The organism is Streptomyces sp. NPDC039609 (assembly GCF_055596705.1).
Genome location: NZ_JBVIUJ010000007.1, coordinates 231,169 through 246,510, shown reverse-complemented (window position 1 = coordinate 246,510; position 15,342 = coordinate 231,169). Strand labels below are relative to the sequence as shown.

Here is a 15,342-nt window from a genome sequence, read left to right as displayed (position 1 = left end):
GCGTGCGTCCGGCTGCCCGGGCCGTTGCGCGTGCGTCCGGCTGCCCGGGCCGTTGCGCGTGCGTGCGGTGCCTGCGCCGTGCGCGTGCGTCCGGCTGCCTGCGCCGTGTGCGTCCGGCGGCCGCTCACTCGTTCGGAGCAGTTGAACGATCGCTTCCAGGGCAACGGCCGGACGATGAGCCCATGAGCCAGAACACCGCACCCCGCGCACCGCAGGCCGCTTCCGGTGGCACTGGGGCCTCCAGCGGCACTCTGTTCGCCGGTGTCCTCATGGTGGTCATCGGCATCCTGGACATCCTCCAAGGCATCGCCGCCATCGCCGAGGACGACGTCTACACCCGCGTCGGCGACTACGTCTTCAAGTTCGACCTGACCAGCTGGGGCTGGATCCACCTCATCCTCGGCATCCTCGTCGGCCTCGCGGGCGCCGGGATCCTCAAGGGATCCGAGTGGGGACGGATGGGCGGCATCACCCTGGCCTCCCTGAACGTCGTCGCCCAGTTCCTCTTCCTGCCCTATCACCCCTGGTGGGCGCTCTTCTCAATGGCCATCTCGATCTTCGTGATCTGGGCACTGGCCACGGACGACACCTCCTTCCGCAAGAGCGGCGTGGCATGATCCGGGGCCGCGCCCTCGCCGTCTCCGCCACCGCCCTCCTCGCCCTGGCGATGACGGGCGTCACCGGCTGCACCGAGGAGAGCCAGCAGGCGGCGGAGGACGTCGTCGCCTCCGCCACGGCGGCGGCCGCCTCGGCGGCCCAGGAGAAGATGAACCAGGTCAAGGACGGGGTGAACGCCACCGGCGATGTGAAGGCCGGCCCGACCGAGGTCGACGGCGACCGGACCACCGCGGAGCTCACCGCCACCAACCCGCTCGACAAGAACGCGGACTACACGGTCCTGGTCAACTTCCGTGACGACGGCGGCACTCTGCTCGACGCCGTCGTCGTGAACATCGACGGCGTGGAGCCGGGGAAGTCCAAGACCGGGACGGCGCGCAGCAATCGCACGCTCTCGGGAGAGACGACGGCGGAGGTCCAGCAGGCGCTGCGACACTGAGGGCGTGACCTCTGTCCGTACCGCCGTCGAGTCCCTCCCGCCCCCCGTACGGCCCGGACGGCGCCTCGCCGCCTGGGCCGCGGGATTGTCGCTCGCCGTGCCGAGCGTGGTGGTCGGATGCCGGCTCATCGGCGTCGACGCGGTCACCCCCGTACCGCAGTTGCTGTCCTTCCTGCCCTGGCTGGCCGTCCCGGCAGGTCTCGGACTGCTGCTCGCGCTGGTCGCGCGGCGGCGGCTGCTCGCCGGATGGGCGGCGGTCGTCCTCGCGGTGACCGCCTGGTTCGTCCCGCCGTACGGCCCGGACACGACCACCGCCCGCGGCCCCGTCGTCGAACGGCTCCGCGTGCTCACCGCCAACGTCGAGTTCGGCCAGGCCACGGAGGCGCTGGCCGAGACGGTGCGCCGGGAGCGGCCGCAGCTCGTGTACGTCTCCGAGTGCGACCGCGTCTGTGTCCGCACCCTCACCGCCGCCGTGGGCGCGGACCTCCCCCATCGCGCGGTCGTGGACGACTGGGGTGCGAAGGGATCGGTCGTCCTGAGCGCGTACCCGCTGGCCGCGCAGCCCCCGATCCCGGCCGTGATGGGAATGCCGGGCGCCACGGCGCGGATCGGCGGCCGGACCGTGCAGCTCCGGCTCGCGCACCCGCTGCCGCCGATCCCCCGCCAGGTCGACCGGTGGAAGCGCGAGCTGGGGCGGGTGGCGGACTTCGCCGCCGCGCACCGCGACAGCGGGCCCGTCATCCTCGCCGGCGACTTCAACGCCTCCCAGGACCACGCCGCGTTCCGCTCGCTCCTCGACGCCGGCCGGCTCCACGACGCCGCCCGGCTCGCGGACGCGGCCCGGACTCCGACGTGGCCGCGGGAGGGCCAGGGGGCGCTGCCGCCGTACGTCCAGATCGACCATGTGCTGGTCAGCGACGACTTCCGGGTGCGCGGGGTGCGGTTCCTCGACCTCGCGGGGTCGGACCACCGGGCCGTGCTCGCCGAGCTCGACCTGCACACGGGCCGCTGATCGGCCACGCTGGATTACATGGACCAGATGTACGACGACGAGCAGATACTGGCGAACATCGGCGCCCTCGTCGAGGAGGAGCGGGCCCTGCGGCAGCGGGTCGGCGGGCTGCTCGACGAGGAGCGAACCCGGCTCGCCGAGCTGGAGGTGCAACTGGACCAGTGCTGGGACCTGCTGCGCCAGCGGCGAGCGAAAGCGGAATTCGGCGAGGACCCGGACACGGCGGCGGTCCGCCCGGCCGCGGAGGTGGAAAGCTACCGCAGCTGACGCCCCCGGTCTGCGAACCGGCGCCCCCGCAGGGCGGTACCCACCCTCAACCCCGCCCCACCCGGTTGTGGGCAGGCGTTCCGCAGGGCTGGGGGCCGGCCCAGCGGGCGATTGCCCACACGGGGGTGGGGCGGCGGAGGAGAGGCGCGTGGGCGCCGCCCGCGGAACGAATGCCCACAACAGGGGTGGAAAGGCTCCGCGCCGTAAGTTGGTCGCATGGCGCGTACCCCCCGGCTCACCCCGCCCCCCTGGCTCACCGCCGGGCTTCGACCCGCCGCCGCGCCCATCCCCTGGGCCGCCGTCGCCCGCGCCTCCGTCGCGCTCGCCGCGCCCCTCGCCGTCGGGTTCGCGATCGACGAGCCCGTCTACGGTGCCCTCGTCTCCATGGGCGCCCTCTCCGGCGTCATCGGCGACACCGCCGACGCGTACCGGATGCGGTTCTACAACATCGCCGTCCCCCAGCTCTTCGGCGCGCTCGGCGTCACCCTCGGCACCCTCGTCTTCGACCAGGGCTGGCTCGCCGTCGTCGTCCTGACCCTCGTCGCGCTCGTCTCCGGGATGATCTCCTCGATCGGCGCCGTCGCCTCCGTCTCCGGCCTGCTGCTCCTCCTCAACGCGGTCGTCGGCGCCGGCCTGCCCATGCCCGAGCCCTGGTGGAAGGCGCCTCTGCTGCTCGCCCTCGGCGGGGTCGTGGTCCTGTTCCTCACCCTGCTCGGCTGGCCACTGCGCGGCGGCGTCCCGGAGCGGGCGGCGGTGGCCGGCACGTACCGGGCCGTCGCCGACGTCCTCGAAGCCGCCGGCTCGGAGACGTACGAAGAGAAACGCCAGGCCGTCACCACCTCCCTCAACCAGTCCTACGACCTCGTCCTCGCCCGCCGCGCCCGCTTCCACGGCCGCGCGCCCACCCTCGTCCGGCTGCTCGCCCAGCTGAACGTGGTGATCCCGTTGGTGGAGGCCGCCCCTGCCGCGCACTTCGCGGCCCGGCGGTTCCACCGGCCGCTGCCCGCCGAGATCCCGGCCGCCGTGCGCGAGCTGGCCGACACGATCGAGGAAGGCGGCCGTACCGGCACCCCCGTGCTCGATCTCCCGGAGGCCGTGCGCCCGTCCGAGAAGGCCGTCGACCAGGCCCTGCGCCACGCGGCGACCGTCGTCCACGAAGCGGAACCGAACCCCTTCAACGTCGACGACCGCCTCGGCCGCCCCGCCGCCCTGCGCGTACGGGTCCGGCGCACGGCCCGCTCCGTCCTGTTCTCCGAGGCGTCCTGGCGGTACGGGCTGCGGCTCGCGCTCTGCATCGGCCTCGCCCAGGCGCTGGTCTCGCTCATCGACGTACCCCGCTCCTACTGGGTCGCCCTCACCGTCACCTTCGTCCTGAAGCCGGACTTCGGCTCCGTCTTCTCCCGCGCCGTGCTGCGCGCCGCAGGCACCGCCATCGGACTCGTCACCGCCGCCCTGGTCTTCGCCGAGGTGCCGCGCGGATGGTGGTACGTCCCGATCATGCTGGTGCTCGCCGGGCTGATCCCCGCCTTCTCCGCGAAGGGGTACGCCTTCCAGACCGCGGCGATCACCCCCGTCATCCTGCTGCTCTCCGACCTCCTCAACCACCAGGGCTTCGACCTCGTCCTGCCCCGGCTGTGGGACTCGCTCGTCGGCTGCGCGATCGCGCTGATCGCCGGCTATCTGCTCTGGCCGGAGTCCTGGCACAGCCGGATCGGCGACCGGCTCGCGGACGCCGTCGCCGACTCCGCGGCCTATGTGAACCGCGCCTTCTGCGCGCCCGAGCAGGCGGACCAGGCCGCCCGGATCCGGGCCCGGCGCAGGCTCTACCGCGACCTGTCGGCCGTACGCTCCGAGTTCCAGCGCGCCCTGACCGAACCCCCGCCGACCGGCACCGTCGCCTCCGCCTGGTGGCCGCTGGTCGTCGCCGTCGAACGGATCGTCGACGCGACGACCGCCGCCCGGGTCCGCGTCAACCACGGCGCACCCGCCCCCGACCCTGCGGAAGTGGCGGAAGTGGAACAGCAATTGCGGGAGCTCGCCGCCGGGCTGCGCAGCAGCGCCGTCCTGGTGGAGGTACGGACGGAGCTGCGGGGCGACGAAGAGGGGGTGCTCGCACCGCTGCGCCAGGAGGTGAGCGCGGCCCGGGCCATCGCCACTCCCCGGCGCGAGACGGACTAAACACCCGACGCGGGGCGTACGGATGCCCTTACCGGCGGTCACTGAACGGAACCCTCCATACCGCCGTTACCGGAATCCACAGGTGCGACTACGATGCGCTCGATTCACCTTGATCCGTGCTCGTTCCGGCGAACAAGTGACCCGGCGACACGGTCACTTCGTCCTGCGCCACCCCCACGTGCCCCCAAGGACATCCGCCATGCGCACCACTACCGGCAGAGGCCTCCAGCCCAATGTCCTCGGGACCTTCGACACGATCGTCATGGCCGTCGCGGGCAGCGCACCCGCCTACTCGCTGGCCGCCACCACCGCCGTCCTCTTCGGCACGGTCGGCCTCGCCGGGCCGGCGGCGCTGCTCTACTGCGCGATACCGATGCTGGGCATCGTGCTCGCCTACGCCCGCCTCGGCCGGATCGACGTCAACGCGGGCGCCGGATACTCCTGGGTGGGGCGCACCCTCCACCCCTTCCTCGGCTTCCTCTCCGGCTGGGCCCTCGTCGTCTCCGCGACCGTCTTCATGGTCGCCGGATCGCTGCCCGCCGGCGCGATGACGCTCTCCCTGATCGATCCGGAACTCGCCGACAACACCCCGCTGGCCGCCGCCGTCGGCGCGGGCTGGTTCCTGATGATGCTGCTCGTGGTCCTCGGCGGCGCCCGGCTCACCGTCCGGGCCCAACTGCTCATGTCGGGCGTCGAGCTGCTGATCCTCGTCGCCTTCGTCCTGGCCGCCGTCCTGCACCGCGGACACGCCACCGCCTTCGACTGGTCCTGGTTCGGCTTCGAGCACTTCGACGGCCCGGCCGGCTTCGCCTCGGGTGCGCTGATCGCCGCGTTCTACTACTGGGGCTGGGACGTCACCAGCAACCTCAGCGAGGAGACCCGCAACAGCCGCCGCACCGCCGGGCTCGCCGCCCTCGTCGGCGTCGGCGTCGTCTTCCTCCTCTTCGAGGCGTTCACGGTCGCGGTCAACGTGCTGCTGAGCGCGGGTCGGATCGAGTCCGCGGGGGCGAACGTCCTGGCCGTCCTCGGCCAGCAGATCTGGCCGGGCGTCGGCGGCAAACTGCTGATCCTCGCGGTGCTGCTGTCCACGGTCGCCACTCTGGAGACCACCCTCATCCAGGTGACCCGCTCGCTGTTCGCGATGGGCCGCGACCGCACGATGCCGGCCGCGCTCGGCACCGTGCACCGCCGCTGGAACACACCGTGGGTGGCGATCGCGGCCGTCGGGGCCGCGGCGCTGCTGATGTTCGGCGCGGCGGCCGCCGCCGGTTCCATGGGGTCGATCCTCCGCGACGCGGTCTCCGCGATCGGCCTCCAGATCGCGTTCTACTACGGCCTCGCGGGCATCGCCGCGGTCGTCGCGTACAAGGGGATGCTGCTGACCTCCGTACGCAACTTCCTCGTCGGCGGCGCCTGGCCGCTCCTCGGCGCCGCGTTCATGCTGTGGGCGTTCGTCGAGTCGCTGGGCGAACTCTCCACGACGTCCCTGACCATCGGCCTCGGCGGGCTGATCGCCGGGGTCGTCCCGATGCTCGTGTACTGGCGGAAGGGGAGCGCGTACTACCGCCCGGCCCGACTCGACGCGGCGCGCGCGCTGGCGGCTGCGGACCCGTTCGGCCCGACGAGGCCGCGGGCGCGGCGGGCGGACGAGAGCCTGGCGACGGACTTCTGACGGCGGGGCTCCCGCTCGCCACTCGACCACCGGTCACTGAGCTACTGGTCACTGAGCTTCTGGTTTCTGAACTACTGGTCACTGAACTACTGGTCACTGAACTACTGGTCACTGAACTACTGGTTTCCGAGGGAGGACCCGGATGGCCGCTCTCCGCCGACCGTCCCGCTCAGCGCGCTCGGCGCGCTTCACGCCCGACCTCGACCCGGACTTCGGGGACCGCGCGCTCACCGAGGCGCGCCACGACATGGTCATCGGCCGCTGGCAGGGCGTACGGGACCTGCTGCGGGCGACGGGCGAGGACTGGCCGCGCCGGACGCACCGGCTGCGGCTCCTGGCACACGCCGCCGCGGGCAGCTCGACGGTCGACGCCTGGCGGGCGGCCGAACCGGACAGCCCGGACGCGGCGGTGCTACGGGCCGCGACCGAGGTGGTCCGGGTCTTCGACACGGCCATCGCGGCCGGCCGGGGCAGCATCGTGGACCGGGGGCGGCTCGACGCGACCGTGGACACCTGCCTCGGCGCGGCGCAGGCGGCGCCCGCGGACCCGATGCCGTGGGTCTCACTGCTGTCGGTGGCACGGCTCTACGAGGGCGGGGTGCAGCGGCGCGAACTGCGGCAGTGGTTCGACGAGTTGCGGCGGAGAGACCCGTACAACACGGAGGGTCACGCGCAGCTGCTGCGCTACTGGTCGGCCCGGTGGCACGGCACGCACGGCGCGATGTACGACTTCGCCCGGGACGCGGCGGGCGTGGCGCCACCGGGCTCGCCGCTGCCGATCCTGGTCCAGCTCGCGCGGGTGGAGGAGTACCGCTACATCGCGGACGGGGCGCTCGGGCGGGGCCCGGTGCGCGGCTTCGACCAGCACTGGAAGCACGAGCTGGCGGTGACGGAGCTGCGCCGGACGCACGCCCGCTGGATCGGCGGCCGTGAACCGGGGCGTCCGGTGGCACCGGAGGAGGTGCCCGACCTCAACTACCTGGCCCACGCGGCCTGTTACGCGGGCCAGGTGGAGGTGGCACGGGAGGTGCTGGGGATGCTCGGGGCGCGGGCGTCGTGGGTGCCGTGGTCGTACACCGGGGATCCGGAGGAGCAGTTCGTACGGTTCAGGGAGGGCCTGGGGGTGGTGTGAGGGACGGTGCCACGCCCCCCACACCACGTCTCTCACTCGGCTCAGACGCCGATGTCGCGGCCGTCCTTGCGCCAGACGGCGACCACGGACGGACGGACGATCTTGCCGGGTCCGTCGGGCCACTCCGACTTGGGGTTCTCGACGGAGGCACCGTCGATCTCGCCCGGGTGCTGGACGGCGACGACGACGCGGCGGTCCTGGATGATCGGTCCGCAGGTCTCGGCGCCCTTCGGGACCGTCAGGAACTGCTTGAGCTCACCGCGGCGCTCACCCTTCGTGGCGACACCGAAGAGGCCGTCGTGCGAGCCGAGCTGGTTGCCGTCGGTGGAGATCCACAGATTGCCGTGCGGGTCGAAGGCGACGTTGTCCGGGCAGGAGATGGGGGAGACCTTCTCCTTGGGGAAGCCGGCGAAGTACGTGGCCGGGTCGTTCGGGTCGCCGGCGACGAGGAAGAGGCGCCAGGCGAAACCGTCGGAGGACGGGTCGTCCCAGTGCTCGGCGAGCTCCAGGATCTGACCGTGCTTGTTGAGGTTGCGCGGGTTGGCCTCGTCGGCACCGGCCTTGCCGGCCTTGCCGCGGTCGGTGTTGTTGGTGAGCGCGACATAGACGCGGCCGGAGCGCGGGGACGGCTCGACGTCCTCGGGGCGGTCCATCTTCGTGGCGCCGACCTTGTCACCGGCCAGGCGGGTGAAGACGTACACCTCTTCGGCGGTCATGCCGGGAACGTGGGAGACGTTGCCGGTGGCGAGCGGGATCCACTGACCGCTGCCGTCGAACTCACCGTCGTTGGGCAGCTTGCCCGTGCCGTCGATCTCGGCGGCCGGGCTGTCGCCGGTCAGCTTGGCGACGTAGAGGGTGCCCTCGTCGAGCAGGGTGAGGTTGTGCTCGCGGGCGGCGCGGGAGCTGCCCTTCTTCATCCGCTTCGACGAGACGAACTTGTAGAAGTAGTCGAAACGCTCGTCGTCGCCCATGTAGACGACCGGGCGGCCGTCCTCGGTGAGGCGGGGCTGCGCGGCCTCGTGCTTGAAGCGGCCGAGCGCGGTGCGCTTCTTCGGGGTGGAGTCGGGGTCGTACGGGTCGAGCTCGACGACCCAGCCCTGGCGGTGGACCTCGTTGGGCTCCTGCTTGAGGTCGAAGCGCTTGTCGAACCGCTCCCACTTGCGCTCGGTGGCGCCGGTGCCGATGCCGTAGCGCTTGTCGGTGGCGCTGGAGCCGTTGGCGAAGTACTGGTTGAAGTTCTCCTCGCCGTGCAGGGTGGTGCCCCACGGGGTGGTGCCGCCGGCGCAGTTGTTGAGGGTGCCGAGGACCTTGCGGCCGGACGGGTCGGCGGAGGTCTTCAACAGCGCGGAACCGGCGGCGGGGCCGGTCAGCTCGAACGCGCTGGTGGTGTGGAGGCGACGGTTGAGCGGGTGCCGGGTGACGGGCGTGAGCTTGCCGGAGCGGTGCTCCTCCTGGACCACGACGACGGAGAGACCGTGGGCCGCCCAGGCGATCTCGACCTGCTCGCGGGTCGGGTTGGCGGCGTCGTAACCCTTGAACATCAGGATTTCGTCGGTGTACTCGTGGTTCGCGACGAGGACCTGGCGGTTGCGCTCGCCACGGAGCGGAAGCAGGCTCAGGAAGTCGTTGTTGTATCCGAACTGTCCGGCCTGCGCCTTGGCGGTCTGCTTGTCGGCGTCGAAGGCCGGGGCGCCGCGGAGGATCGGCTCGCCCCAGCGGATGACGACGTTCTGCTCGTAGCCGGAGGGGACCGTGACCTTGTCGGCGGTGTTGGGCGCGACGGGCGCGAAGCGCAGGCCGCGGGCGCCGTCGGCGGGCTTGCCGGGCTTGTGCCCGTAGCCCTGGCCCTCGACCGGGGAGGCGACGGCGGGGGTGCTGCCCGAACCGACGACGGCGCCACCGGCGGCGGCCGCGACGGTGACGACGGCGGCCGTGCGCATCATCGAACGGCGGGAGTAGGCGCCCGCTATGACGTCGCCGACGTACTCGTTGTCGCTGGTGTTGGGCACCTCGTGGAAGCAGGCGTCACCACAGCGAAACCGACAGGTGAGGGCGGAACGGCCGCCTCCGTGCGGGTTGGTGCTCAGCAGCGGCAGCAGTTTGCGCACTTGGTCCTCCTCCGGCGCGTACTTGCGCCGCCCCTTGGTCCCGACATGGTGTCGGGATTCCGTCCGCGGTGACGTTATGTGTGCACATCTGCACGGGGGCGGCGGCGGAGTGAACGTCGGATGAATGCGGGGGAACCGGGGGCGGTTGGTGGGCGGTTGGGATCCCGTCGAGGGCGGATCGGCGAGGGAGCGGGAGGGCGGGGCGAGGGTGGGGCCAGGGTGGGCCGGGGGTCCGCTTGAGGGGCCGGTCGGGGGCCGGTCGAGGGGCCGATCATGGGGCCACTTGAGGGCCGGACAGGTGGTCGATGGGGCGCCGATGGCGACACACCAGGGGCCGCTAACCTTACGTGTCCGCCCTGGCCAGGGATGATTCCTCCCAGTACGGACATTCATCGCACCCAACTCATGCGAAAGGCCTCGCCCATGGGCATTCGGAGCTTGCTGCGCAAGGTGTTCGGACGCGACCGTGCGGACCAGCACGACGAAACTCCGGCAACCTCCGTCCCGCCCCAGGCGGACCGCGCGACGTCCGAGGAGCAGCAGTCGGTGACGCTCCCCTCTCCGACGTCCGCGGAACGGACGACGGAGCCGGCGGGAACGGCCGCTGCGGCGCCGGAGCGGGCACGCGCGTCGACGCCGGCACCCACCCGCTCGAAGGAGTCGGCGGCCCAGCGCGCCGCGGACGACCTGGTGGCGGCCGCCTTCGACAACCCGAAGGTCCCGGGCGCGAGGTCGGCGGAGCCTAAGGCGACGGAGGCGACGGCGGCGACGGCGGCTGTGGCCGCGGTTCAGCCGGAGACGGTTGCGGCCGAGGCCAAGGTCGAGACGGCTGTCGCCGAGGCGGAGCCGACGCCGGAGGAGGCGGCGGCTGAGCCGGACGCCGAGGCGCTCGCTTCGGACGCTACCGAGGTGACCGAGCCGGACGTCGAGGCGGCGGACGCGACCGAGGCCGAGCCGGAGGCACTCACGACGGACGCGGCGATCGAGGTCGAGCCGGAGGCCGAGGCTAAGGCTGAGGCGAAGGCTGAGGCGGCTGACGCCAAGGCGGAGCCGAAGACGACGGCGGACGCGGCGGCGGACGCGGCGGCGGACGCGGACGAGCCGGAGGCTGAGGCGAAGGCTGAGGGCGAGGCTCAGGTCGAGGTCGAGGCGGACGCGGAGGTCGAGGCCGAGGTCGAGGCCGAGGCAGCAAAGGCCGAGGCGGAGCCGGCGGACGCGACCGGAGACGACGACGTCGTGACGGCGGCGGGCGATGCTGAGGCAACCACGGCGCAGGAAGTGGCCGTTGCCGAGCCGGAGGCCGAAGCTCCCGTCGAGCCGGAGGCCGAAGCTGTCGCCGAGCCGGAGGCGCAGAACGACACCGAGGCCGACGTGGCAGAGCCGCAGGCTCAGGACGAGCTCGTCGCGGCTGCCTCGGACACCGCTCCCGTCACGGAGACCGCGCCGGAGGCAGACGTCGCGCCCGACACCGCCCCCGGGCCGGAGGCCGAGTCGGAGACGTCCGCCGACGACGCCACCACCGAGCCGGAGGCCGCACTCGTCACGGACGAGACCACGCCCGAGCCGGTCGCCGCGGCCGTCGGGGCCGTCGAGGCCGTCGAGGCCCCGGTCGCCGAGTCCCCCGAGCCGAAGGCGCAGGGCACCCCCGCCACCTCGCTCGCCCGGGTCAAGGCCGACGCCCCCCACCTGGTCGACGCGTACAAGGCCGCCGGGGCCGCGCTCAAGAAGCAGGGGCTCGTCGGGGCGCGGGCCGCCGTGTACCTCGTCGTCGACCGGTCCGGGTCGATGCGCGGGTACTTCAAGGACGGCTCCGTGCAGCGCATCGCCGAGCAGACCGTCGCCCTCGCCGCCCACCTCGACGAGGACGCCACCGTCACCGCCGTCTTCTTCTCGACGGACATCGACGGCACCGCCGAGCTGCGCCCCCAGGGCCTCGAGGGCCGTATCGACGAGATCAACGCGGGCCTCGGCCGCCTGGGCCGTACGAACTACCACCGCGCCGTCGAAGAGGTCCTCGCCCACCACGAGAAGGCCGACCCGACCCGACCCGCGTTCGTCGTCTTCCAGACCGACGGCGCCCCCGAGTCGAAGACCGCCGCCACCCAGGCCCTCGCCGAGGCCGCCGACCGCCCGATCCACTGGCAGTTCGTGGCCTGGGGCGAGGAGGACAACAAGGCCTTCGACTACCTCCGTAAGCTCACCGCCCCCCGCACCGGCCACTTCCTCGCCGGCGCGACCCCGTCCGAGACCGCGCACTCCGCGTTCTACGGCGGGCTGCTCGCCGACTGGCGGATCTAGCAGGGGCGCGAGACCTCAGGGCCTGGTGGTGACGGGCAACGTCACCGTCACCACCAGGCCCCCGCCCTGCTCCACCCCCCGCGCCACGGCCCCGACCGTTCCCCCGTGCGCCGCCGCGATCGACCGTACGATCGACAGACCGAGCCCCGCCCCCGGCCCCATCCGGTCGCGCCCCTCCCCTCGCCGGAAGGGTTCGAAGAGCCCGGGCACGTCGTCGGCCGCCACCACGGATCCGGTGTTGACGACGGTCAGCACGCCTCCCTGGACGGACACCTCCACCGACCCGCCGGGCACGTTGTACGCGACCGCGTTCGCGACGAGATTCCGTACGAGCTGCCCGAGCAGCACCCGGTTCCCCCGCACGACACCGCCCCCGGCGCCCCCCGCAGCCACAGCGGCCGGCCCGGCCGCCACCCCCACCCCATATGTCTCGCACTCCTCCTCGACGACCTCCCCCAGCCGCACGTCCTCCCGCGCCTCGAGGCCCCGCTCGCTCCGGGCCAGGAGCAGCAGCCCCTCGATGAGCCGTTCGCTGCGGCGGTTGCTGTCCAGCAGCACCTGCTTGACCTCGGAGGAGTCGTCCAGCCCGACCTGGATCGCGGCGCGCTGTGTGGCGAGCGGGGTCCGCAGCTCGTGCGAGGCGTTCGCGATGAACCGCCGCTGGCTGTCGAACGCCGCCTCCAGCCGGCCGAGCAGCGCGTCGATCGTGTCGCCGAGCTCCTTCAGCTCGTCGTCGGGCCCGCCCGCCGCGATCCTCTCGTGCAGGTTCCGCTCCGAGAGCCGCCGCGCCCGCGCGGTCATCTCGTGGACCGGCCGCAGCACCCGCCCGGCGGTCCACCAGCCCACGACGACCGCACCGAAGGCCATGACGACCAGGGCGAGGCAGGACCACATGAGCCACTGCTCGCCCGCCGCCCGGCTGACGTCGTCGCTCAGCCGGTACGCGGTGACCGTCTCGAACGGCGCCACCACCCGCACCCGCGCCGCTATGGCCTCCGCTTCCCCCTCCGTACCGGCCCGGGACAGCAGGTTCACGACCCCCAGCAGACAACCGCCGAGGACGACGAACGCTCCCCCGTACACCAGCGCGATCCGGGTCCGGATCGTCGAGCCCGCCCCGAGGAGACCCGCGCTCACAACGCGTACCCCACGCCCTGCACCGTCCGGATCAGCGCGGGCTCGCCGAGCTTCGCGCGCAGCTTGCTCATGCAGACCCGTACCGCGCCCGTGAAGGGGTCGATGTGCGCGTCCCAGGCGCGTTCCAGCAGCTCCTCGGCGGAGACCGTGGCGCCGTCCGCCTCCAGCAGGATCTGGAGCACGGAGAACTCCTTCGGGGAGAGGTCGAGCGCGCGGCCGTCCCTGGTCACGGACCTCCGCACGGTGTCCATGGCGATCCCCGCCCGTTGCAGCTGCGGCGGTACGGGACGGGCGCTGCGCCGCCGCAGCGCCCGCACCCGGGACACCAGCTCGGGGAACTCGAAGGGCTTGCCGAGATAGTCGTCGGCGCCGAGGTCGAGCCCCTCGACCCGGTCCTCGGTGGAGGCGGAGGCGGTCAGCATCAGGATCCGGGTCCGGGCGGCCTCGGCGACGAGCCGGCGTGCGACGTCGTCGCCGTGGACGCGGGGCAGGTCGCGGTCGAGGACGACGACGTCGTAGTCGTGCAGGCCCAGGTAGGCGAGGGCGGCGTCGCCGCTGTAGACGGTGTCGACGGCGAAGCCGGCGCGCCGCAGTCCGGTGGCGACGAGCTCGGCGAGGACCTCTTCGTCCTCGGCGACCAGTACCCGCATACGTTCCTCCCTCGCCCCTGCCTCACCGGTACTTTCTACGGGGCCGAACGTTTCGCGGACGTCTCCGTGCGCCCACCACCCGTTATCGATGTGAGTGGATCTTGAACTGCCCGTTAGGATTTCGACCATGGCGGCCACTGGATCCGAGAAGCAGGGGGCGAAGGCGTTCTACGTCTCGACCCCCATCTACTACGTCAACGACGCTCCTCACCTGGGCCACGCCTACACGACCGTCGCAGGCGACGTGCTCACGCGCTGGCACCGTCAGCGCGGCGAGAAGGTGTGGTACCTCACCGGCACGGACGAGCACGGTCAGAAGATCATGCGCACGGCCGAGGCGAACAACGTCACGCCCCAGGCCTGGTGCGACAAGCTCGTCGAGGAGGCCTGGAAGCCCCTCTGGGAGCACCTGAACATCGCGAACGACGACTTCATCCGGACGACGGAGAAGCGTCACACCGACCGCGTCCAGGAGTTCGTGCAGGACCTGTACGACAAGGGCGAGATCTACAAGGGCGGGTACGAAGGCCCGTACTGCGTGGGCTGTGAGGAGTACAAGCTCCCGGGCGATCTCATCGAGGCCGAGGACGGCACGAAGCTGTGCGCCGTCCACAAGAAGCCGGTGGAGATCCTCAAGGAGGAGAACTACTTCTTCAAGCTGAGCGAGTACGGCCCGAAGCTCATCGAGTTCTACGAGTCGAACCCTGGCTTCATCCAGCCGGAGTCCGCGCGCAACGAGGTGCTGAACTTCGTCAAGCAGGGCCTCGAGGACCTCTCGATCTCGCGCTCGACGTTCGACTGGGGTGTGCCGGTCCCGTGGGACGAGAAGCACGTCATCTACGTGTGGATCGACGCGCTGCTGAACTACGCGACGGCGGTCGGCTACAACGAGAACCCGGAGAAGTTCAACGAGACCTTCCCTGCCAACGTCCACCTCATCGGCAAGGACATCCTGCGCTTCCACGCCATCATCTGGCCGGCGATGCTGATGGCCCAGGGCCTGCCGGTGCCCGGCCGCGTGGCCGCGAACGGTTGGCTGATGGTCGGCGGCGAGAAGATGTCGAAGTCGAACCTGACGGGCATCAAGCCGCAGGACCTGACCTCGCACTTCGGCGTGGACGCGTACCGCTGGTACTTCCTGCGCGCGATCGCGTTCGGCCAGGACGGCTCGTTCTCGTGGGAGGACTTCACCGCCCGCTACACGAGCGAGCTGGCGAACGACTACGGCAACCTGGCGTCCCGGGTCGCGGCGATGGTCGGCAAGTACTTCGACGGCGCCCTGCCGGCCGCGACGGCCGACGGTGACGCGGAGAAGACGATCCACGAGGGCCTGGCGAAGGCCGTGGCGACGGCCGACCTGAAGATCGGCGAGGAGCTGGACTTCCAGGGCGGCATCCTGGCGATCTTCGACTTCGTGAAGCAGGTCAACGGCTACATCACGGAGCAGGAGCCGTGGAAGGTCGCGAAGGACGAGTCGGAGACGGGCCGCGCCCGCCTGGCGACGATCCTGTACACGGCGGCCGAGTCGCTGCGCGCGGTCGCGGTCCTGCTGAACGCGATCATGCCGGAGACCTCCCAGAAGCTCTGGGACTCCCTCGGCGCGGAAGCCACCCTGGGCGCCCTGTCCACCCAGCCGGTCCAGTCGGCCGGCGACTGGGGCCGACTCCCGGCGGGCTCGACGGTGACGAAGGGCGCGGTGCTCTTCCCGCGCCTGGAGGAGCCGAAGAAGGACTGACGCGGCCGCGTCACACACGCGAGGAGAGCCCCGGAACCAGGATCGGTTCCGGGGCTCTCCCCGTCGGCGGCCCGCGCCCCGCGCCGCCGGCGGTAT

The 15,342-nt window shown here is 72.0% G+C and carries 12 protein-coding genes; 9 read left to right on the top strand and 3 right to left on the bottom strand.

The features are described 5' to 3' along the window. Positions 1 to 182: 182 nt before the first annotated feature. The 7 genes from ACZ561_RS22260 (at position 183) to ACZ561_RS22230 (ending at position 7,318) form a co-directional block, all read left to right on the top strand. Entirely contained in the window at positions 183 to 617 is a 435-nt protein-coding gene (locus ACZ561_RS22260) for a DUF7144 family membrane protein (RefSeq protein WP_376438794.1), read from the top strand. Further along, positions 614 to 1,057, top strand: a complete 444-nt coding sequence (locus ACZ561_RS22255) for a hypothetical protein (RefSeq protein WP_470997724.1) — start codon at positions 614 to 616, stop codon at positions 1,055 to 1,057. The genes ACZ561_RS22260 and ACZ561_RS22255 overlap by 4 nt, the downstream gene beginning before the upstream one ends. Positions 1,058 to 1,061: 4 nt before the next feature. Beyond that, a complete protein-coding gene (locus ACZ561_RS22250; RefSeq protein WP_470997721.1) occupies positions 1,062 to 2,069 on the top strand; it encodes an endonuclease/exonuclease/phosphatase family protein in 1,008 nt (335 codons plus the stop codon). Positions 2,070 to 2,096: 27 nt separating this feature from the next. Next, a complete protein-coding gene (locus ACZ561_RS22245; protein ID WP_376438838.1) occupies positions 2,097 to 2,336 on the top strand; it encodes a DUF2630 family protein in 240 nt (79 codons plus the stop codon). Positions 2,337 to 2,552: 216 nt separating this feature from the next. Further along, positions 2,553 to 4,514 carry an FUSC family protein gene (locus ACZ561_RS22240; RefSeq protein ID WP_470997719.1) on the top strand — a complete coding sequence of 654 codons (1,962 nt, stop codon included), beginning with the start codon at positions 2,553 to 2,555 and terminating at the stop codon, positions 4,512 to 4,514. A 199-nt stretch (positions 4,515 to 4,713) separates the two neighbouring features. Further along, a complete protein-coding gene (locus tag ACZ561_RS22235) occupies positions 4,714 to 6,186 on the top strand; it encodes an APC family permease (RefSeq protein WP_470997716.1) in 1,473 nt (490 codons plus the stop codon). A 142-nt stretch (positions 6,187 to 6,328) separates the two neighbouring features. Continuing rightward, positions 6,329 to 7,318 carry a hypothetical protein gene (locus ACZ561_RS22230; protein ID WP_470997713.1) on the top strand — a complete coding sequence of 330 codons (990 nt, stop codon included), beginning with the start codon at positions 6,329 to 6,331 and terminating at the stop codon, positions 7,316 to 7,318. A gap of 41 nt (positions 7,319 to 7,359) precedes the next feature. Here ACZ561_RS22230 and ACZ561_RS22225 read toward each other — a convergent pair whose 3' ends face one another. Next, positions 7,360 to 9,426 (bottom strand): PhoX family protein, encoded by a 2,067-nt coding sequence (locus ACZ561_RS22225; protein WP_470997711.1) that lies wholly within the window; start codon positions 9,424 to 9,426, stop codon positions 7,360 to 7,362. Positions 9,427 to 9,849: 423 nt separating this feature from the next. Between ACZ561_RS22225 and ACZ561_RS22220 the strand changes: the two genes are divergently transcribed. Continuing rightward, positions 9,850 to 11,724, top strand: coding sequence for a VWA domain-containing protein (locus ACZ561_RS22220; RefSeq protein ID WP_470997708.1), 1,875 nt, complete (start codon positions 9,850 to 9,852; stop codon positions 11,722 to 11,724). Positions 11,725 to 11,739: 15 nt separating this feature from the next. Here ACZ561_RS22220 and ACZ561_RS22215 read toward each other — a convergent pair whose 3' ends face one another. Together ACZ561_RS22215 and ACZ561_RS22210 are read right to left on the bottom strand one after the other, a co-directional pair. Then, on the bottom strand, positions 11,740 to 12,861 hold the full coding sequence (locus tag ACZ561_RS22215; RefSeq protein WP_470997705.1) for a sensor histidine kinase: 1,122 nt from the start codon (positions 12,859 to 12,861) through the stop codon (positions 11,740 to 11,742). After that, positions 12,858 to 13,511: a response regulator transcription factor gene (locus ACZ561_RS22210; RefSeq protein ID WP_470997704.1), complete on the bottom strand. Its 654-nt coding sequence runs from the start codon at positions 13,509 to 13,511 to the stop codon at positions 12,858 to 12,860. Before ACZ561_RS22210 ends, ACZ561_RS22215 begins: the two co-directional genes overlap by 4 nt. Before the next feature lie 127 nt (positions 13,512 to 13,638). Here ACZ561_RS22210 and metG point away from each other — a divergent pair, with 127 nt between their 5' ends. Beyond that, positions 13,639 to 15,246, top strand: a complete 1,608-nt coding sequence (metG, locus tag ACZ561_RS22205; protein WP_470997702.1) for a methionine--tRNA ligase — start codon at positions 13,639 to 13,641, stop codon at positions 15,244 to 15,246. Positions 15,247 to 15,342 lie beyond the last annotated feature (96 nt).

Excerpts from the sequence above, each read along its gene's own strand:
- ACZ561_RS22260 (WP_376438794.1), top strand. The coding sequence starts at position 183 with ATGAGCCAGAACACCGCACCCCGCGCACCGCAGGCCGCTTCCGGTGGC.
- ACZ561_RS22255 (WP_470997724.1), top strand. The coding sequence starts at position 614 with ATGATCCGGGGCCGCGCCCTCGCCGTCTCCGCCACCGCCCTCCTCGCC.
- ACZ561_RS22245 (WP_376438838.1), top strand. The coding sequence starts at position 2,097 with ATGTACGACGACGAGCAGATACTGGCGAACATCGGCGCCCTCGTCGAG.
- ACZ561_RS22240 (WP_470997719.1), top strand. The coding sequence starts at position 2,553 with ATGGCGCGTACCCCCCGGCTCACCCCGCCCCCCTGGCTCACCGCCGGG.
- ACZ561_RS22235 (WP_470997716.1), top strand. The coding sequence starts at position 4,714 with ATGCGCACCACTACCGGCAGAGGCCTCCAGCCCAATGTCCTCGGGACC.
- ACZ561_RS22230 (WP_470997713.1), top strand. The coding sequence starts at position 6,329 with ATGGCCGCTCTCCGCCGACCGTCCCGCTCAGCGCGCTCGGCGCGCTTC.
- ACZ561_RS22220 (WP_470997708.1), top strand. The coding sequence starts at position 9,850 with ATGGGCATTCGGAGCTTGCTGCGCAAGGTGTTCGGACGCGACCGTGCG.
- ACZ561_RS22210 (WP_470997704.1), bottom strand. The coding sequence starts at position 13,511 with ATGCGGGTACTGGTCGCCGAGGACGAAGAGGTCCTCGCCGAGCTCGTC.
- metG (WP_470997702.1), top strand. The coding sequence starts at position 13,639 with ATGGCGGCCACTGGATCCGAGAAGCAGGGGGCGAAGGCGTTCTACGTC.